16 protein-coding genes and 1 pseudogene are annotated in these 19,298 nt (G+C 71.5%); 14 read left to right on the forward strand and 3 right to left on the reverse strand.

All coding sequences use genetic code 11. The features are described from left to right. Positions 1–100 precede the first annotated feature (100 nt). Both AB0I16_RS22380 and AB0I16_RS22385 read left to right on the forward strand, forming a co-directional pair. Positions 101–1,414 (forward strand): APC family permease, encoded by a 1,314-nt coding sequence (locus tag AB0I16_RS22380; protein ID WP_363251276.1) that lies wholly within the window; start codon positions 101–103, stop codon positions 1,412–1,414. Positions 1,415–1,631: 217 nt separating this feature from the next. Beyond that, positions 1,632–2,080: pseudogene (locus tag AB0I16_RS22385) on the forward strand (hypothetical protein); the annotation flags it as partial. Positions 2,081–2,209: 129 nt separating this feature from the next. On the opposite strand, the gene AB0I16_RS22390 reads toward AB0I16_RS22385, so the two are convergent. Both AB0I16_RS22390 and AB0I16_RS22395 read right to left on the reverse strand, forming a co-directional pair. After that, positions 2,210–3,043, reverse strand: a complete 834-nt coding sequence (locus AB0I16_RS22390; protein ID WP_363251224.1) for a MurR/RpiR family transcriptional regulator — start codon at positions 3,041–3,043, stop codon at positions 2,210–2,212. Beyond that, complete coding sequence (locus tag AB0I16_RS22395; protein WP_363251277.1) at positions 3,040–4,521, reverse strand: aromatic amino acid ammonia-lyase; 1,482 nt, start codon at positions 4,519–4,521, stop codon at positions 3,040–3,042. The genes AB0I16_RS22390 and AB0I16_RS22395 overlap by 4 nt, the downstream gene beginning before the upstream one ends. A 209-nt stretch (positions 4,522–4,730) precedes the next feature. On the opposite strand from AB0I16_RS22395, the gene AB0I16_RS22400 reads away from it, so the two are divergent. The 6 genes from AB0I16_RS22400 to AB0I16_RS22425 all read left to right on the forward strand — a co-directional run bounded on the left by AB0I16_RS22400 (position 4,731) and on the right by AB0I16_RS22425 (position 10,168). Then, positions 4,731–5,912, forward strand: a complete 1,182-nt coding sequence (locus AB0I16_RS22400; protein ID WP_363251226.1) for an ABC transporter ATP-binding protein — start codon at positions 4,731–4,733, stop codon at positions 5,910–5,912. Then, positions 5,909–6,556, forward strand: coding sequence for an ABC transporter permease (locus AB0I16_RS22405; protein WP_363251227.1), 648 nt, complete (start codon positions 5,909–5,911; stop codon positions 6,554–6,556). Before AB0I16_RS22400 ends, AB0I16_RS22405 begins: the two co-directional genes overlap by 4 nt. Position 6,557: 1 nt before the next feature. Next, positions 6,558–7,229 (forward strand): ABC transporter permease, encoded by a 672-nt coding sequence (locus AB0I16_RS22410; protein ID WP_363251228.1) that lies wholly within the window; start codon positions 6,558–6,560, stop codon positions 7,227–7,229. An 11-nt stretch (positions 7,230–7,240) separates the two neighbouring features. Next, a complete protein-coding gene (locus AB0I16_RS22415; RefSeq protein WP_363251229.1) occupies positions 7,241–8,176 on the forward strand; it encodes an ABC transporter substrate-binding protein in 936 nt (311 codons plus the stop codon). A 133-nt stretch (positions 8,177–8,309) separates the two neighbouring features. After that, entirely contained in the window at positions 8,310–9,737 is a 1,428-nt protein-coding gene (locus tag AB0I16_RS22420; RefSeq protein ID WP_363251231.1) for a cytosine permease, read from the forward strand. Positions 9,738–9,748: 11 nt separating this feature from the next. Further along, on the forward strand, positions 9,749–10,168 hold the full coding sequence (locus AB0I16_RS22425) for a hypothetical protein (RefSeq protein WP_363251232.1): 420 nt from the start codon (positions 9,749–9,751) through the stop codon (positions 10,166–10,168). 48 nt (positions 10,169–10,216) lie between these two features. Here the strand turns inward: AB0I16_RS22425 and AB0I16_RS22430 are convergent, their stop codons facing one another. Further along, on the reverse strand, positions 10,217–12,514 hold the full coding sequence (locus AB0I16_RS22430; RefSeq protein WP_363251234.1) for an MMPL family transporter: 2,298 nt from the start codon (positions 12,512–12,514) through the stop codon (positions 10,217–10,219). A 359-nt stretch (positions 12,515–12,873) separates the two neighbouring features. Between AB0I16_RS22430 and AB0I16_RS22435 the strand changes: the two genes are divergently transcribed. The 6 genes from AB0I16_RS22435 (at position 12,874) to AB0I16_RS22460 (ending at position 19,295) form a co-directional block, all read left to right on the forward strand. Next, positions 12,874–13,482, forward strand: a complete 609-nt coding sequence (locus tag AB0I16_RS22435) for a TetR/AcrR family transcriptional regulator (protein WP_363251236.1) — start codon at positions 12,874–12,876, stop codon at positions 13,480–13,482. Positions 13,483–13,568: 86 nt separating this feature from the next. After that, the gene (locus AB0I16_RS22440) at positions 13,569–14,189 is read left to right on the forward strand and encodes a hypothetical protein (protein WP_363251237.1); all 621 of its coding nucleotides are present in this window, start codon (positions 13,569–13,571) and stop codon (positions 14,187–14,189) included. Between the two features lie 519 nt (positions 14,190–14,708). Next, on the forward strand, positions 14,709–15,461 hold the full coding sequence (locus AB0I16_RS22445; protein ID WP_363251238.1) for a BTAD domain-containing putative transcriptional regulator: 753 nt from the start codon (positions 14,709–14,711) through the stop codon (positions 15,459–15,461). 284 nt (positions 15,462–15,745) lie between these two features. Further along, positions 15,746–17,398 (forward strand): aldehyde dehydrogenase family protein, encoded by a 1,653-nt coding sequence (locus AB0I16_RS22450; RefSeq protein WP_363251240.1) that lies wholly within the window; start codon positions 15,746–15,748, stop codon positions 17,396–17,398. A 103-nt stretch (positions 17,399–17,501) separates the two neighbouring features. Further along, a complete protein-coding gene (locus tag AB0I16_RS22455; protein WP_363251278.1) occupies positions 17,502–18,794 on the forward strand; it encodes an aminotransferase class III-fold pyridoxal phosphate-dependent enzyme in 1,293 nt (430 codons plus the stop codon). Positions 18,795–18,806: 12 nt separating this feature from the next. Then, positions 18,807–19,295 carry an SRPBCC family protein gene (locus tag AB0I16_RS22460; protein ID WP_363251241.1) on the forward strand — a complete coding sequence of 163 codons (489 nt, stop codon included), beginning with the start codon at positions 18,807–18,809 and terminating at the stop codon, positions 19,293–19,295. Positions 19,296–19,298: the final 3 nt, after the last annotated feature.

A 19,298-nucleotide genomic window follows, 5' to 3' on the forward strand; every position in this document is an offset into this window, starting at 1 on the left:
GCATTCCTTCCCCGACGTGTTCTCGGGCTCGGGGGAGGCTCCTGTGACGGCATCCGGCACACCCACCACCACACCGGCACCCGCCGACGACGGTGGTGCGCTGCACCGCGCGATCGGCCCCAAACTGCTGATCCTCTTCGTGATCGGCGACATCCTCGGCACCGGCATCTACGCGACCACGGGCAAGGTCGCGGGGAAGGTCGGCGGCGCGCTCTGGCTGCCGTTCGCGATCGGCTTCGTCGTGGCGATCCTGACGGCCGCGAGCTACGTCGAACTGGTCGGCAAGTACCCGAAGGCGGCCGGCGCCGCGCTCTACACCCAGAAGGCGTTCAAGACGCCGTTCCTCACCTTCATCATCGCCTTCATGGTGATGTGCTCGGGCCTGGCGTCGGCGAGCGCCGCGGCCCGCGCGTTCAGCGGCGACTACCTCGGCGAGCTGACGGGGGACGCGCTGCCGCCGACCCTCGTCGCGATCGTCTTCGTCGTCCTGCTCGCCGCGCTCAACATGCGGGGCGTGTCGGAGTCGGTGAAGACCAACGTGGTCCTCACGCTCGTCGAGCTGACCGGGCTCGCGGTCATCCTCGCGATCGGGGCGTACGCGGTGCTCAGCGGCGACGGCGAACCCTCGCGCCTCACCGAGTTCGACACCGGGGGAGGCACCGGGTACGCCCTGCTGACCGGGGTGCTCGGCGCCACCGCCCTCGGCTTCTTCGCCTTCGTCGGCTTCGAGGACTCGGTGAACATGGCCGAGGAGACCAAGGACCCCGTCCGCACCTTCCCGCGCGCGATCTTCATCGGGGTGGCCGTGACGGGCACCATCTACGTCCTGGTCGCCCTCGTGTCGTCCCTGCTCGTCGACCACAGGACGCTCGAAGGGTCGAGCGGGCCGCTGCTGGAGGTCGTCAAGGCGGGCGGCATCGACTTCCCGCACAAACTCTTCGCGCTGATCGCGCTGTTCGCGGTCACCAACTCCGCGCTCATCAACATCATGATGGCCTCGCGGCTCTGCTACGGCATGGCCAACGAACGCATCCTGCCGCGCGCCATGGGCCGGGTCCTCGCCAAGCGGCGCACGCCCGTCACCGGCATCGTCTTCGTCTCGCTGCTCGCCGTCGGCCTGGTCTCGACGGGCGAGATCGAGGGGCTCGGGGACACCACGGCGTTCCTGCTGCTCTGCGTCTTCGCGGTGGTCAACGTGGCCGTGCTCGTGCTGCGCAGGGACCGCGTCGAGCACCGGCACTTCCGGACGCCGACCGCCCTGCCGGTCCTGGGCGCCGTCACCGCCCTGGTCCTCGCGAGCCCGCTGGCGGACCGGCCCGCCGAGGTCTACATCCGCGCCGGGGTGCTGATCGCCATCGGCATCGCCCTCTGGGCCGTCAACAAGGTGGTGCTCAGGGCGCGCGCCGAGGAGTGAACGGCGGTCAACCGTGGCCCCCGATCGGTCAGTTGTGCGCCGAAGGGGGCGCTCAGGCATCGCGAACCCGTCATGGCTCGGGCATGTTCCCCTGGAAAGTGCCCATCGCCGTGGACTCTCCACGGTTCCTGCGTACCTTCCTCCCACCGGGCGGCGGTCGGCGCCCGGTCGGGTGGCCGGGGGACCACCCGGTTCCGCCCTGGGGAGGGGAGGCCGCGTGCCCGGAATCGACGAGTGTCTGTCCGAAGCCATGGCACTGCCCGGTGCGCGCGGCGCGGCGATCGTCGACTGGACCAGCGGGCTCGCCCTCGGTTCGGTCGGCGATTCCCCGAACGGCGACCACGAGGCGACCGCCGCGGAGACCGCCGAGGTGGCGCGGTTGGCGGCCGAGTACGGAGCGTTCGCCCCCGCGGCGCCCGTGTCCCCCGGGTCCGTGTCCCCCGGGCCCGCCCTGCCCGCGTCGCCCTGCCCGCGTCCGTCGCTCCGGCGCCGAGGGCGGTCCGCGAGGAGCTGCCCGTCGAGGACCTGATGGTCACCACGCGCGCCGGGTTCCACCTGATCCGCTTCGTCGGGACGACCTTCGACAGCAGCGTGTTCCTCTACCTCTGGCTCGACCGGCGCACCGGCAACCTCGCGCTCGCCCGCATGCGCCTGCGCGACCTCTCCGGGCGGCGGCGCCCGCCACCCGTGCGCGCCAAGCTGCGCACGAAGGACCGCGCCAACCTGGCCATGGCCCGCCACCAGCTCCGGCGCATCGAGGCGGCCCTGGAGGTCTGAGCCCCGCCCCCCGTCCCGCTACTCCACGAACAGGCCCCGCTCCGCCGCCCGTACGTCGAACTCCTCCAGGCGGGCCTGGGCGTCCGGGAGGCCGTCGCACATGGCCTCAAGGAGGACGCGGCCCAGCAGCATCGGGGCGCAGGCCGTGTCGAAGGCGAGGCCGGTGCCGACCGCCGCGGGCAGGAGCAGGTCGGAGTGGGCGGCCACGGGGGCGAACGCCGAGTCGGCGACCGTCACCACGGTGAGGCCCGCCGAGCGCGCGTGGGCGAGGGTGTCGACGACCTCGCGGGGGTGGCGGGGCAGGGCGAAGCAGAGGAGCGCGGTGGCGCCCGCGCGGACCGCGGCGTCGACTCGGTCGGCGAGCATCGTGCCGCCCTCGTCGAGGAGCCGGACGTCGGGGTGGACCTTGGCGGCGAAGTAGGAGAAGCCGTACGCCTGGGAGGCCGCCGCCCGCAGCCCGAGCACCGGCAGCGGCCGCGAGGCGGCGAGGAGCCGTCCCGCGCGCTCGACGGGGGCGGGGTCGGCGAGGAGCCCGGCGAGGTGCCGGAGGTTCTCGATCTCCGCCTCGACCGCCTGCTGGTACTCGTTCGCCAGGGCCTTGGCCGAGGACTCGGCGGGCGCCACGTCCCGCAGGTGCCTGCGCAGCGCCGGGTAGCCGTCGAAGCCGAGCGCCACGGCGAAACGGGTGACGGAGGGCTGGCTCACCCCCGCGAGCTCGGCCAGTTCGACGCTGGAGAGGAAGGGCGCGTCGGCGGCCCTGCGCACCATGCAGTGGGCGATGCGCCGCTGGGTCGGTGTGAGCCGGTGGCCCTCGAAGAGCACTTGCAGTCGCGCGGCAGGGCTGTCGCTCATGCCGTCCCCCTCACCATGTCTGTTCCCGCACTCGTGCCGGCGCCGGACTCCGCCCGGAGCCGGGTGAAGCGGTCGAGCAGCCCGGCCGCCGCCGTCACATCATCCGTCAGCGGCCGGTCGGCGCACTCCGCCTCCAGCGCGGAGTCGGCGAGCGCGAAGGCCGCCGCGAGCGGCGTCCCGGGGTCGAGCCGTATGCCGCGCTGCCTCAACGCCCGTGTGGCGGCGACCAGTTCGCAGCCGACGACCATGCGGTACGCCTCGCAGGCGCGCAGCGTCTGGCGGGCGGCGAGCGAGGCGAAGCTGGCCTGCTCCTCGACGCCGCGGGAGAGCACCGCGTGGCCGAGGGAGGCGGGGGCTGAGAAGGCGCGCAGGTCGCCGAGGGCGGCTCCGGCCGCGTATTCGAGGATCATCACGCCCGACGAGGCGGGCTCGCCGTCGGCGAGGAAGGGCCGCAGGCGGGTGAAGGCCGGTTCGTTGAGGGTGGAGAGGCGGGAGGTGGAGAGCCGGGCCGCCTGGGTCACCGCCAGCCGGAAGTGGTCGAGGGCCAGGGCGAGCTGGGCGAGGTAGAAGCCGCCGTGGTGGTAGGCCGCCATGTCCTCGGGTGAGATCAGCGGGTTCTCGGCCGCCGCGTTGATCTCGACGGTGAGGACGTCCTCCAGGGCGTTCGCCGCGTCGTGGGCGGGGCCGTGGATCTGCGGCACGCAGCGGAAGCCGTAGGGGTCCTGGATGCGGCCGAGCGGCGGGGTGGGGCGGTCGGCGGCGCCGAGGAGCCGGCGCATACGCTCGGCGACCGCGTAGGAGCCGGGGTGGCGGCGCGCCTCGTGGACGGGGAGCGCGTACGCCTCGTAGGAGCCGTCGACGGCCATCAGGGAGAGCGCGGCGACCACCTGGGTGGCACCGATCAGGCCCCGCAGTTCGTGCAGGGCGAGCGCGGACTGGCCGAGGGTGAGGGCGTTGCTGCTGATCAGGGCGAGGGCGTCGTTGTTGTCCAGGGGCTGCGGCTCGGGGGCGGCGCCCGGCCCCCGCCAGGGGTGTTCGCCGGCGAGGGCGAGCCCCATCTGCGCGAGGGCGGCGATGTCGCCGGTGCCGACCGAGCCGAACTCGTTGACCCTCGGGTACGCGCCGGTCTCCAGGGCCCGGCACAGCGCGGTGACGACGCCGGGGCGCAGCCCGGCACCGCCCGCGAGGAGCTGGTTGGCGCGGACGGCGAGCATGGCACGGACCTGCCGGGCGGGCAGCTCGGCGCCGATGGCCCCGGCGTGCGAGCGCAGCAGCCGCAGGCCGTGGTCGGCGGCGGCCCCGGTGGGCACGTCCTCGTTCCGGTTGGCGCCGACACCGGTGGAGCGGCCGTAGACGCGGCCCGAGGCGGCGATCTCGCGGGCGGCGTTCCAGGACTCCTCCGCGCGCTTCATGCCGTCGGTGGCCGGCACGGGCCGCGCGTCGGATTCGGCCAGGCGTACGACGTCTGCGACCATCATTCCCCGGCTGTCGAGGACGACGACCGCTCCGCTGTCGTCGCTCGCCGTGTCCGCGATACGAGACGACTTCACTCGTATTCCCTCCTCAATCGGACGCCGCGTCTTGCTCAGCGACCACTTGCTGCCAGCGATGTGCGCCGAACCATTGACAACTTATTCAGACAGCGAGAACTCTGCATGACGATATACAGCCGGGCAAGGGACTCCTCATGATCCAGTTCGACACGGTCCACAAACGCTTCCCGAACGGCACGACAGCGGTCCACGACCTCACGCTCGACATGCCGGAAGGCGGTGTGACCGTCCTGGTCGGATCTTCCGGTTGCGGCAAGACGACGACCCTCCGCATGATCAACCGCATGGTCGACCCGACCTCGGGCACCATCCGGGTCGGCGGCCGTGACGTCCTCGAACAGGACGCGGCCGACCTGCGCCGCTCCATCGGCTACGTCATCCAGCAGTCCGGGCTCTTCCCCCACCGCACCGTCCTCGACAACATCGCCACCGTGCCGCTGCTGCTCGGCTGGGGCCGCAGGAGGGCGAGAGCGCGGGCGGCGGAACTCCTGGAGACCGTCGGCCTCGGCGCCGACACCGGGAAGCGCTACCCGCACCAGCTCTCCGGCGGCCAGCAGCAGCGCGTCGGCGTGGCGCGGGCCCTCGCGGCGGACCCGCCGGTGCTGCTCATGGACGAGCCGTTCGGCGCGGTGGACCCCGTGGTCCGCACCCAGCTCCAGGACGAACTGCTCCGCCTCCAGCGGGAGCTGTCCAAGACCATCGTTTTCGTCACGCACGACATCGACGAGGCCGTCCGCCTCGGCGACCGCATAGCCGTCTTCCGCACCGGCGGCCACCTCGTGCAGTGCGCCGCGCCCGCCGAACTGCTCGCCCGCCCCGCCGACGACTTCGTCGCGGACTTCCTCGGCGCCGAACGCGGCCTCAAGCTGCTCTCCCTCGTCCCCCTGGCCGAGGTCCCCCAGGGCCCGGCCCCGCAGGGCGGCGACTGGACGCTGCGGCTGGACGCGGCGGGGGCGCCGCTGTCCTGGCGGCACAAGGACGGTGACGCGGCGGACGTCCCCGTACGACCGCTGCGGGACGGCGACTCGCTCCTCGCCGCCCTCGACGAGTCCCTGTCGTCCCCGACGGGGCTCGTGGCCCGCGTGGACGCGGAGGGGCGCCTGACGGGAGTGTCGTCGCGGGACGACATCCACGGGGGCGCGGGCGCGGCCCACCGGAGGAACCGCGGGCCGGTGGGGGTTGACCGCGCAGTTCCCCGCGCCCCTGACGGGGCCGGCTCGACGCCGGATGACGACGCTTCCGCAGGGGCGCGGGGAACTGCGCGAGCAACCCAAGACGGCCCGCACCCGCCGACGGACGTCGAGGGGCAGGTATGAGCGTCGACTGGTCGTGGATCGGCGACCACACCGACGAGCTCACCACCCTGACCCTCTCCCACCTCCAGGCCGCCCTCTCCGCCGTACTGCTCGGCCTGGTGATCTCCCTGCCGCTGGCCGTCCTCGCGCACCGCGTGCGCCCGCTGCGCGGACTGCTGCTCGGCCTGGCGAACATCCTCTTCACCGTCCCCTCCATCGCCGTCTTCGTGCTGCTCCTGCCGGTCAGCGGGCTCACCAGGACCACCACCGTCACCGGCCTGACGATCTACACCCTCGTCGTGCTGCTCCGGAACACCGTCGACGGCCTGGACTCCGTCCCCGCCAGGACGAAGGAAGCCGCCGAGGCCATGGGCACACGCCCCCTGCGGACGCTGCTCACCGTCGAGCTCCCGCTCGCCCTTCCGGTGATCATGGCGGGCGTACGGATCGCGACGGTCATGTCGATCTCCCTCGTCTCCGTCGCGACGTACATCGGCGACGGCGGCCTCGGCCAGCTGTTCACCGACGGGTTCCAGCGCAACTTCCCCACCCCCGTGATCGTCGGCGTCGTCCTCACCCTGCTCCTGGCACTCGTCGCGGACGCGCTGCTCGTCGCCGTGCAGTACGTCCTGACGCCCTGGACCCGCCGCCAGAGGAGCACGTGACATGTACGAACTCTTCAAGGACCTCGGCGCCTGGCTGGTCGGCGGCGAGCAGTGGACCGGGCCCGACGGCATCGGTCACCGCCTCGCCGAGCACCTCCAGTACTCGCTGCTCGCCACGCTCGTCGCGGCGGCCATCGCGCTGCCGCTCGGCCTGCTCATCGGCCACACGGGACGCGGCGCCTTCGTCGCGATCAACCTCGCGTCCTTCGGCCGGGCGCTGCCCACCGTCGGCCTCGTCGTGCTCGTCTTCCTGGTGAGCGGCCTGTCCATGTGGCCCGTCTACATCGCGCTCGTCGCGCTCGCCGTCCCCTCCATCGTCACCAACACCTACGCCGGCATGACCGCCGTCGACCGCGACGTGAAGGACGCGGCGCGCGGCCAGGGCATGCGGGCCCACCAGGTCCTCTTCCGGGTGGAACTGCCGCTCGCGCTGCCGCTGGTCATGACCGGGCTGCGGCTCGCCCTGATCCAGGTCGTCGCGACGGCGACCATCTCCGCGTACGTCTCCTTCGGCGGGCTCGGCCGGTACGTCTTCGACGGCCTCGCCCAGCGCGACCTGGTCCAGGTGCTCGGCGGTGCCGTGCTCGTGGCGGTCGTCGCCGTCGTACTCGACCTGGCGCTCGCTGGACTCCAGCGCGCCCTCTTCCGCCACCGTCCGGCCCAGCGGGCCTAGGAGCGATCACCATGAACCGCAGAACCCTCCTCGGCGGACTCCTCGCCACGGCCTCCGTCCCCGCGCTCGCCGCGTGCAGCGGCGGCATCACCTCCCTGGACGGCGGCGGCACCGGCGGCGGTGGCGGCGGCTCCAGCAAGGGCGGCGTCACCATCGGCACCGCCAACTTCACCGAGAACCAGGTGCTCGGGTACCTCTACGCCGCCGCCCTGGAGGCCGCGGGCGTGAAGACGGACGTCCGCCCCAACCTCGGCACGCGGGAGATCCTCATCCCCGCGCTCAAGGGCGGCGACATCGACCTGCTGCCCGAGTACCAGGGCGCCCTCCTGCACTACCTCGACCCCGAGGCGGAGGCCACCGAGGAGGGCGAGATGCAGAACGCCCTCGCCATGGCCCTGCCGCGCGGCCTGCAGATCCTCCCCTACGGGCGGGCCGAGGACTCCGACGCGTTCGTCGTCACGCGCGACACCGCGAAGGAGTACGGGCTCACGTCCCTCGCCGACCTGGCGAAGCACAACGGCGAGCTGGTCATCGGCGCCGCCCCCGAGGTGAAGAAGCGCACGGTGGGCGTGGTCGGCCTCAAGGACGTGTACGGCGTCACGTTCAAGGAGTTCAAGTCCCTGGACTCCTCCGGGCCGCTGGTGAAGGGCGCCCTGCGCAAGGGCGACGTCGACGTGGCGAACCTCTTCACCACCGACACCGACATCGCCGCCGAAGGCTGGGTCGTCCTCACCGACCCCAAGAACCTCGTCCCCGGCCAGCACGTCGTGCCGCTCATCGCCGACCGCAAGGCCGACTCGACGGTGCGCAAGGCGCTCGCCCGGCTCGGCGCGCTCCTGACCACCGGGCAGCTCACCGAGCTGAACCGCCTGGTGGACAAGGACAAGAAGGACCCGAAGGACGTCGCCGACGACTGGGCGGGGCGGCACGGGCTGACGGAGAAGTAGGCGGCCGGCACCCAGGGGCAGCACGAAGAGGGAGCACAACAGGCAGCACGACAGGCAGGACGTACAGGCAGTACGTACAGGCAGTACGTACAGGCAGTACGTACAGGCAGTGCGACAAGGGGAGTTGATCGGCATGGCAGCCGAAGAGCTGGTGGAGCGGCGCTCCATCGACGTCGTCCCCGACGACGAACGGCACGGCACCGCGTTCAGCCAGTTCACGCTCTGGCTCGGCGCCAACCTCCAGATCACCGCGGTCGTCACGGGCGCGCTCGCCGTCGTCTTCGGCGGCGACGTGGTGTGGTCGCTGGCCGGCCTGGTGCTCGGCAACCTCCTCGGCGGCGCGGTGATGGCACTGCACTCGGCGCAGGGACCGAGGCTCGGCCTGCCGCAGATGATCCAGTCGCGGGCCCAGTTCGGCGTGAAGGGCGCGGTCGTCCCGCTGCTCCTCGTCATCCTGATGTACGTCGGGTTCTTCGCGAGCGGCAGCGTCCTCGCCGGACAGGCCACGGCCGAGCTGACGCACACCGACGACACCACCGGCATCGTGCTCTTCGCCGTGGTCACGGCGGTCATGGCGGCGGTCGGCTACCGCGTCATCCACGCGCTCGGCCGGGTCGCGAGCGTCGTCTGCGCGGCGGCCTTCGGCTACCTGGGGGTGCGGCTCCTGGACCGCGTGGACCTCTCCGCGCTGCTCGGCGACGCCCACTTCGACCTGCCGGTGTTCCTGCTCGCCGTGTCGCTCTCGGCGTCCTGGCAGCTCGCCTTCGGCCCCTACGTGGCGGACTACTCGCGCTACCTGCCGCGCACGACGTCGGCGAAGGCCACCTTCTGGTGGACCCTCTCGGGCTCGGTGATCGGCTCGCAGTGGTCGATGACGTTCGGGGTGCTCGTGGCGGCGAGCGCGGGCGACGCCTTCCTGGCCCACCAGGTCGGCTACGTCGTGGGCCTCGGCGGCACCGGCCTGATCGCCTCGTTCCTGTACTTCGTGATCGCGCTGGGCAAGCTGACCATCAACGTGCTCAACACCTACGGCGGCTTCATGTCGATGGTCACGAGCGTCAGCGGCTTCCGCGGCCAGAAGGTCCTGACCCGGCGCGGCAGGGCCGCGTACATCGCGCTGATCATGGTCGCGGGCACGGCGGTGGCACTGCTCGGCAAAAACAGCTTCCTGACGTCGTTCAAGGACTTCCTGCTGTTCCTGCTGACCTTCTTCACGCCCTGGTCGGCGATCAACCTCGTCGACTACTACCTGATCTCACGCGAGCGGTACGACATCCCCGCCCTCTTCGACCCGCACGGCCGCTACGGCACCTGGCGCTGGGACGCACTCGTCGTCTACGCCGTCGGGGTCCTCGCCCAGCTGCCGTTCCTCGCCACGCACTTCTACACGGGCCCGCTCGTCGGACCGCTGGGCGGCGCCGACATCTCGTGGATCGTGGGCCTCGCGGTGCCCGCGGTGCTGTACTGGGCGACGGCCCGGCGGAACCCGGCCGTCCCTGGGGATGGGCCCCGGTCGGAGAGGGGGGTTAGCCCCACCGCGGGCACGGCCCCCGCACCGTAACGTGAAGCGGTATGGAAGCCCGTGACGCCGAACTCAAGAAGGAACTCGACGCCACTCTGCACGCCCGCAGAGAACTCGGCGAAGAGTACGACTCCGCCCTGGTCGACTCCTTCCTCGGGAAGGTCGAGCAGCGCCTGGACGGCACGATCGACCGCCGGCTCCGCCGTCACATGGCCGAGCAGCAGATGGTCGTCGCCCGCGGGGCCCGCTCGCCGAGCCCGGTGACCGACTCCTGGGGCGACCGCTTCGGCTTCGGCGTGATCTCGCTGATCCTGGCGGTGCCGCTCTCCGCGATCGGGGTGGTCAACGCCGGAATGCCCGGCCTGCTCACCACGTGGGCGGGCATCGTCGCCGTCAACATCGCGCAGGCGGCCCGCGGGGCGGTCTTCGGGGAGCGCCGCAAGGAGCGCGGCCCGGAGTGGGACGACTGAGTCCGTCGCGCCGCCGCACCCGGTGAGGCGGGTGCGGCGGCGCGGGGTTCACCTGGCCGCCCCGGTGTGTCCCGGGACGCCTTCCTCCGCGGCCTGCGCCGGTACGGCCGCGGGGCCGCCGGCCGCGGGCGCGGCGGGGACCTCGTGGTGGAAGCCGTACCTCTGGTGGAAGCGGCGCAGCGGTCCCGGCGCCCACCAGTTGGCCCGGCCCGCGAGCCGCATGAACGCGGGCACGAGCAGACCGCGGATGATCAGCGCGTCCATGACGATCGCGAGCGCCGTGCCGAGGCCGAGGATCTTCACCGGCGTGAAGCTGGTGAAGACGAGCGCGACGAAGAAGATCGCCATGAGCCCGGCCGCGGCGGTGATCAGCCGTCCCGTGCTCTGGATGCCGTGGGCCACCGCCAGGGTGTTGTCGCCCGTGCGGTCGTACTCCTCCTTGATCCGGGAGAGCAGGAACACCTCGTAGTCCATCGAGAGCCCGAAGATCACGCAGAACATGAGGATCGGCATGGTGACGTCGATCTGCCCCGTCACCGTGAAGTCACCGGCGAGGAACGTGAGATGGCCCTCCTGGAAGATGAAGACCATCGCGCCGAAGGTGGCGGTCAGGCTCAGCAGGTTCATGATGATCGCCTTCGCCGGCACGAGCAGGCTGCCGGTGAAGAGGAAGAGCAGCACGAAGGTGAGCACGGCGATGATCAGCACGGCGTAGGGCAGCGCGTCCCAGAGGCCGTCGAGGGTGTCGGTGTAGGCAGCGGCCATGCCGCCGACCTTGGACTCGGTGCCGTCCGGCGGGGAGACCCCGCGCACGTCGGCCACCATGTCCTGGCCGTCGTCGGAGTACGCCTCGGTGACGCTCTGCAGGGACAGCCAGGTCGCGTCGTCGGCGTCGAAGACGTCCGCGGCGCCGGGCGGGGCGCCGGCGACGCGCTCGCCGTCCTGGAAGACGCCCGCCGAGGAGTCGACCCGCTCGATGCCGTCGACCCGTGACACCTCGGCGGCGTACGCGGCCAGTTCACCGGACGGCGGCTTGGCGCCGTCGAGCACGATCTGGAGCCCCTGCCCGGCCAGCGCGGGGAAGTCCTCGCGCAGGGCGTCGCCGACCTGCGCGGCCTCGGCGTCCTTGGAGAGCGAGCGGTCGTCGGGCAGCCCGTACGAGGCGCTGCCGAACGGCGCCACGATGACGGCGAGGCCGATGAGCACCACGGTGAGCACCGGGACGGGCCTGCGCATCACGAAGGTGGCGAGCCGGTACCAGAAGCCGTCCGAGCGCGGCCCCTCCGTCCGCGGCCGGCCCCGGCGGACCAGGGCGAGCAGGTCGTACTTGTCGATGCGGGGGCCGAGCAGGGACAGCAGCGCCGGCAGCACCACCAGCGAGCCGAGCATCGCGAAGATGACGACGCCGATGCCCGCGTAGGCGAACGAGGTCAGGTAGAAGAGCGGGAAGACGAGCAGCGCGCAGAGCGAGAGCAGCACCGTGAGCGAGGAGAAGAAGACGGTGCGGCCCGCGGTGTTCAGCGAGCGGCGCAGCGCCTCCTCCAGGTCGCAGCCCTTGGCGAGTTCCTCGCGGTAGCGGCTGACGATGAAGAGGGAGTAGTCGATGGCCAGGCCGAGGCCGAGCGCGGTGGTGAGGTTGGTGGCGAAGACCGACACCGAGGTGAACTGGGCGATCACCACCAGGGCGGCCAGCGAGCCCACGACCGACACCCCGGCGACCGCGAGCGGGAGCAGCGCGGCGGCGCCCGAGCGGAAGACCAGGATGAGCAGGAGCAAAGTGATCGGGACGGCGATCGACTCGGCGAGCAGGAGGTCCTTCTCGACCTTCTCGTTGGCCTGCCGGTTGAACTCCGCGTAGCCGCCGGACTTCACGGCGAGGCTGCCCTGGTCGCCCGTGACCTCGGGCACGATCTCCTCGGCCGTCTCCGCCTGTTCGTCGTCGTCGCCGACGAGCCGGGCCACGATCAGGGCCTGGTCGCCCTTCTCCGAGACCAGCTCCTCCGCGGGCTGACCGCCCCGTCCCGCGAAGTAGGAGTCGACGGACTCGACACCGTCCTGAGCGGCGAGCTTCCTGGTGAGCCGCTCACCGTCCCGGCGGGTCTGCGGGTCGTCGAGCGCCTTGTCGGGCTCGACGAGGAGGATGAAGTTGGCGTCGCCCGCGTCGAAGCGGTCCTCAAGGATGTCGGAGGCGGCGGCCGATTCGGAATCCGGGTCGTCGAAACCGCCCGCGGACAGCGAGGTCATCACCGGCCCGGAGACGACGGCGATCAGCACGAATCCCAGGGCGGACAGGATGAGCACAAGACGGCGCCGGTGGACTGCCAGCGACGCCAGTCGCGAAAGCATAGGGGAACTCCGTTTGTTTGCGGGAGCGGGGCGGGGGCGAAGAGACGTCGATTCGCCGCGGAATGCCGTCGACAGGCACAGAGATGACGGAGATGGCCGTCCGGGAGCTGCATGTAATAGCCGACCGGTGGCGAGTGTCAAGGCGGTTCGGGGGAATTCACGGTGATTTCCCCGGTCAGAGCGGGGGAGAAAGTTTCACCGCTTTCGCCGGCACCCCCGCGGATACCGGCCGGGGGCGGGCCGCGGGCGGCCCGGGGCGGCGACGGGCGCGGCCGCCGGGGTCGTCGCGGGCTCGACCGCCCCGACCTGGGGCGATGGGTGAAGGTGACAAACCGGCGGCGTGACGATAGGTTGCTCACATGACTAATTTAGTCGATCGGCCAACTTCGCCGCGAGGGCAGCGTCGACGTGATCAGCTGGTCGACGCCGGCGTGGAACTGCTCGCGGAGAGCGGGTGGCCCGGCGTCACCACCCGGTCCGTCGCCGAGCGCGCCAACGCCAACCTCGGTCTGATCCACTACTACTGGGGCGGCCTGCCCAACCTGAAGATCGCCATCGCCCGCCGGGTCGGCGCGGAGGTCTTCGACCCGGTGACCCTGGCGCTCAGCAGCACCACGACGGTCGAGCAGGCGCACGCCAGGCTGATCGAGCTGCTCGCCGCCCCGCACGACAGCAGGACCGCCCGGCTCACCGTGGAGGTCATCGCGGGCGCGGCCCGCGAGCCGCTGCTCGGCGAGGCGCTCCGTGAGGCGCTCACGGAGACGAGGGCCGGGCTGCGCACCTGGATCAAGAAGGTGCACCCCTCCGCGCCCGACGGCAGCGAGACCGTGCTGATCGCCCTGCTCGACGGCATGCTGCTGCACCGGATGCTCGACCCGGACCTCGACAACGGCGAGGCGCTCTCGGCGCTCTCGCAGTTCCTGCCGGGCGGCCCGGCTCCCGGCCCCACGGGGGAAGCGTCCCCCTGACCGCGCAGTCTCGGCGGCCCGGACCACCCCCGGCCGGGTCGCCGTCTCCTCCGTACGTTCCCCCTGCCCGCCAGGAAGGATGCACAGTGGAAGCGGCCAAGACGAGTTGGGCCTTCGGCGCCGGCGCGACGCGCGGCGAGAAGGGACTCGCCTACGCGGTCTCGGTCTTCGGCATCGGCGCGCTCCTCGTCGGAGGCCACGGCCTCGGCTGGACCTGGTGGCAGTGGCTCATCGGCATCCTGCTCGTCCACGACCTGGCCGGCGGTGTCGTCGCCAACGGCCTGGACACCGCCAAGCTCTTCTACCACTCCCCCCTCACCTACACCGACTCGGCGTTCGCCCACTTCGTCCACCATCCGGTGGGCTTCACCGCGGCCCACTTCCAGCCGGTGCTCATCGCCCTGGTGATACCGGGCGGCACCTGGTGGTGGGGGCTGCTCTGGTACGCGTGGGCGCTGACCGGCGCGGTCGCCGTCGACCGGGCGGACGAGCGCCTGAAGCGGCCGATCGCCCTCGGCGTCGTGGTCGCCGGGATCATGGTGGCGCCCTACGTCGAGGCGCCCCCCGGACTCGACTGGCTGCCGGCGGTCCTGCTCCTGAAGCTGGTCCTCGCCCACGGCGTGCCGGAGCGCCTCGGCCGGCCCGTCCAGTCCTACGACTCCTACGACCGGGCCGTCGACAGGAGCGGTGACCGGGCCGACGAGTGAGATAAACAGAATGCCCATGCACGGAAGCGGAACTTCCCGTTTTCCCGGAACGATATGCCGGGAACGCCCGACCCGCGAGGGCCGGTCAATTCGCCGTGGATTGCCGGCGATCAGGGCCTCGGCGATGGTTCATAAATCAACTTGAGCGACCGGAGTAATCCAGCCCCCACGGGGCATATGGCCACTGGATTCAGCCATCAGTCCGTGTTTTAATACGAGTTCCAACCAATTCGCGAATGCGCGTACGCGTACCTCTCGGTAACGCGAACGCGACCATTGTCGCGGGCACGCACAAGCGCGGCGCCCGTGTGCGCCGCAAGGCGGCCGGACGCTGTACGGACATTCATTCACTCACGGGGCGGCACCTGGTCACAGCTTTTTCCACGGGGGCCACCGACACCTGTTTCCTTCACCCCCAGACAGGCCGTCGGTCGGGCGGGCGACCCCACAGAACGCCCAGCAGAGCACGGCAATTTCGAGCAGACGGGGAACGGAATGCTGATCGAAGTTTTGGGACCGATGCGTGTCACCCACGAGGGGACCGGGATAGAGATACCGGGCGCGAAGCCAAGGACCATCATCGCCAGTCTCGCCCTGCATCCGGGCGAGGTCATCTCCTCGGCCGACCTCCTGGACGAGCTGTGGGGCGACAATCCGCCGCGCTCGGCGGGCAACTCACTCCAGGGCCACGTCGCCAGGCTGCGCCGCTCCCTCGCGGAGCAGACCGACAGCACTCGCGCCCGCGACCTGCTGCGCACCTCCGGTTCGGGCTATCTGCTCGACGTCGACGCCGACGACGTGGACGCCCTGCGGTTCACCCGGATCGTGCAGCAGGTGGGCAGCCGCACCCTCCACGAGGACCCCGAGCGGGCGATCACCGTGCTCAACGACGCGCTGCGGCTGTGGCGCGGTCCCGCACTCGCCGACACCGGTCAGGGCATCAGCTGCCAGACGGCCTGCGCGCATCTCAACGAGACCAAGCTGATGGCCAAGGACCTGCTGATCGAGGCGCAGCTCGCCCTCGGCCTGCACCGTGAAGTCGTGCCGCAGCTCAAGCAGTTGCTCACCCGCCACCCCTTGCGGGAGCGCTTCTGCGAGCAGCTGATGCTGGCCCTCTACCGCTCCGGCCGGCAGGCGGACGCCATCAACGTCTACTACCGGGTCCGCGAGCACCTCAGCAACGACCTCGGCCTCGAACCGGGGCCCGGCATGCGCAGCAGGCTCGCGGAGATCCTCAAACAGGAACCGAGCCTGATCCTCGCCGGTCGCTGACGCCTCGCTCACACCACCCCCGACCCCTCGGGCGTCCCCTCCTATTAGTCACCTGACTAACCATAGTGGGGACGTCCCTCTCTGTCACCCCTCGAAACCGGCCGTAACGCCTCACCCGGTGATATCCGGACAGGCGACGGCCGGTTGTTCGGCGTGCGTTCCTCCCGGAAAAACACCGCTTCAGTCAGGTTTCAGTGCATTCTCAGGAAGCCCTGGAAAGGTCTTGTATGCATCCCTTCCACAGACTCGACTCGCTCGATGTCCGCAGACGAAATGGAGTCAGTGTGGGCACTGGTCAGCTGTCCCGTTCGATCCCCCATCAGGACCTGCGCACCTACTACTCCTACGTGAACGGCGAGCGGAGAGAGAGCGGTGAGTGGGTCTACGTGGTGGACTCCAACGCCCTGCTCGACGACGTATTCGCCACTCTCCGCCTCAAGCGCCGCCTGGAGCAGGGGCGGCCGGAAGACACCCCCGGCGAGCTTCCGGACACCGTGGTGGGCCGGGTCGCCAAGGCCGACAGGGACACCGTCGAACTGGCGGTGAAGGCCGCCGCGTCGGCGGCGCCCGAGTGGGGCGCGGTACCGCTCCGGACACGCGTCGACCGCTTCGCCGAGCTGCTGCACGGGCGGATCGCCGAGAACGCCGAGCAGATAGCCGACGTCCTGGTCGCCGAGGGGCACCCGCTGCCGCTGGCCCGCTGGCAGGTCTCCGGGATGCTGGAGATCTTCGGGCCGCGGTCCACCGCGTTCTACCGCTCGCAGATGCTCCAGGAGTTCCGGCACGGCGAGCGGCGCCTCCAGGTCCGCCGCAGGCCGGACGGCGTGGTCTGCCTGAACCCGCCGCAGAACGCCCCGCTGTCCAGCGCGATGCTGGGCGCCACCTCGATCATGGCGGGCAACGCGCTCGTCGTCCGCGCGCCCCGCAGCGGCCCCCTCGGCGTGATGTACGTCCTCCAGGAGATCGTCGCGCCCGTCCTCGACGAGCTCGGCGCCCCCGGCGGTGTGCTCAACGCCGTCTGCGGCGATCCGGCACCGATGCTCTCCGTCTGGCTGGACAGCCCCGAGGTCGACGACATCATCTACTTCGGCAGCAGCGAGAACGGCGTCCGCTTCGAGCAGCGCTGCGTCGCCGCCGGCAAGAAGCCGATCCTGGAGCTCGCCGGCAACGACGTCGTGACGGTCTGGAAGGACGCCGACGTCGAACTGGCCGCCGAGGCGCTGACCGAGAGCTTCTACGGCTCGGGCCAGCTCTGCATGATCCCCAACCAGGTCGTCGTCCACCCGGACGTCGCCGACCGCCTCACCGGGGAACTGGTGCGGCGCGTACGGGAGATCCGCCCCGGCCGGCCGCAGGACCCCGAGGTGCTCCTCACCCCCGTCCTGCGCAACGAGAAGTTCTTCACCTGCCTGGAGCAGGCGCTGGACAATGGCGCCGAACTCCTCACCGGCGGCCACGCGATGCGGCTCGACGGCACCCGCGACCCGCACGGCATCTTCCTGGAGCCGACGGTCCTGCTCGTCCGCGGCCTCGCGCACGCCAGGGAGCTCGACGCCGTGCGCCACGAGACGTTCTTCCCGCTCCTGCCGGTCGTCGTCGCCGAACCCGCCGACGACGAGACCCTGCTCGACCGCTTCGTCGCCTTCGTGGAGAGCAACGACTACGGGCTGCGGAACTCCCTCTGGGCGCGGGACGAACGGGTCGTCACCCACTTCACCGACCGCGTCACCGGCGGCGGCCTCCTCAAGGTCAACGACTCGCACATCGGCTTCCTGCCCTGCCTGCCCACCCACGGCGGCACCGGCCTGACCGGCGGTGTCTTCGGCGAGGCCAACTACCCGATCCTGCGCACCTCGCACGTCCAGGGCGTCAGCTTCAGCGAGGGATCACGGCCCCGCGAGGCGGTCTTCGGCGCCTGGCGTGAGCTGTTCGGCTGACGTGTCCGGCGGGCACCTGCCCCAGCTGTTCGCCGCGACCCTCCAGACGGCCCTGCGGGACATCCGCCACAACCTGCCCTTCCGCGCGACCACCGAGGGAACCATGACCACAGTCGAAACACCGGGCGCGGCCGTCGAGGCCACCGACGCGGACACCCTGATCGAGCTCTACCGGACGCGGATGAACAAGGGCCGCGCCACGCTCGGCGAACTCTTCGGCCGCCACGTCGAACTGGCCTCGGAGGGCGCCTGGGTCACCGGCGAGGACGACCGCCGGTTCCTCAACTGCGGCGGCTACGGCGTCTTCATCACCGGCGCCCGGCACCCGGCCGTCCTCGCCCGCGTCACCGAGCAGCTCGGCCGCCACCCCGTCGCCACCCGCCTCTTCCTCGAACCGCAGGCCGCCTACGCCGCGGACGCCCTCGTCGACTTCGCCCCGCCCGGCCTGGAACGCGTGCACTTCGCCAACAGCGGCGCCGAGGCCGTGGAAGCCGCGGTCAAGGTCGCCCGCGCCCAGGGCCGCACCCGTCTCGTGGCCACCGGGGGCGGCTACCACGGCAAGACCATGGGCGCGCTCAGCCTCACCGGCAAGGACACCTTCCAGGACCCCTTCCGTCCGCTCCTGCCGGGCGTCGACCACGTCCCCTACGGCGACGCCGCGGCCCTCGACCGGCTGCTGGCGACCATGCCGGGCGAGGCGTGCGTGGTCATCGAGCCGGTCCAGGGCGAGGCCGGGGTGATCATCCCGCCGGAGGGCTACCTGCGCGAGGTGCGCCGGGCCTGCGACACCCATGGCGCACTGCTTGTCCTCGACGAGATCCAGACCGGCCTCGGCCGCCTGGGCGCCTGGTGGGGCGCCGACCTGGCGGGCGTCGTCCCCGACATCCTGCTCACCGGCAAGGCGCTCGGCGGCGGCGTCATGCCCGTCTCCGCGCTGGTCGCCACGCCCGAGGTGTTCTCCGTCCTCGACAAGGACCCCTACCTGCACACCTCCACCTTCTCCGGCTCGCCGCTCGCGATGGCCGCGGTGCGCGGAGCCCTTGAGGCCATCGAGGACGACGGCCTGGTCGACCGGGCCCGGGTGCTCGGCACCCAGCTGCTCACCGAGCTGCGCGCCATCGCCGAACGCCACTTCGGCCCCGCGGTCCGCGAGGTGCGCGGGCAGGGGCTGCTCATCGGCGTGGAGTTCACCGAACCGGGCCTCGCCGGCGAGCTGCTGATCGAACTGCTCGAACAGGGCGTCATCGCCAACCACTCGCTCAACTCCCACATGGTGCTGCGCTTCACTCCCCCGGCCGTGCTCACGCCCTCCGACGTCGCGTTCCTCTGCGAGGCGTTCGACCGGGCGTGCCGTGCGCAGGCGGCGCAGTACCTCCCTTCCACACCGACTCACTAGGCGGCAGAACCCATGCGTAGCGTGCAGCTTGCGATCGACCTGCCCGGCAGCGACCCCGGCACCGTGTTCACCGCGGTCCGCGACTTCGGCCGGTTCCCCGACCTGGCGCCCGCGGTGCGCTCGGTCGAGCCGCACGAGGGCGGCAGCGACTGGGAGGTCTACTTCCGCAACGGAGTCCTCCGCTGGACGGAGACCGACCGGGCCGACGAGGAGGCCCGCACCATCGACTTCGCGCAGACCGACGGGGACTTCGAGTCCTTCTCCGGCCGGTGGCGCGTCGTGGCGACGGACGAGGGCGCCCGGCTCGACTTCACCACCGACTTCGACTTCGGCATCCCCAGCCTGACCGGCATCCTCGACCCGGTCGCCGAGCGGGTCGTCAAGGAGACCATCGGCCTGATCGTCCTCGGCCTCTTCCCGGACGCCGAGGTCGTCGGCGACAGCCGGCTCGCCGGCCGGCTGGCCTCGCTCGCCGGGCCCGCGCCCGCGGGCGCGGCCTGACCG

It is taken from the genome of Streptomyces sp. NPDC050703 (assembly GCF_040654435.1).
In the GTDB taxonomy this organism is placed as follows: domain Bacteria; phylum Actinomycetota; class Actinomycetes; order Streptomycetales; family Streptomycetaceae; genus Streptomyces.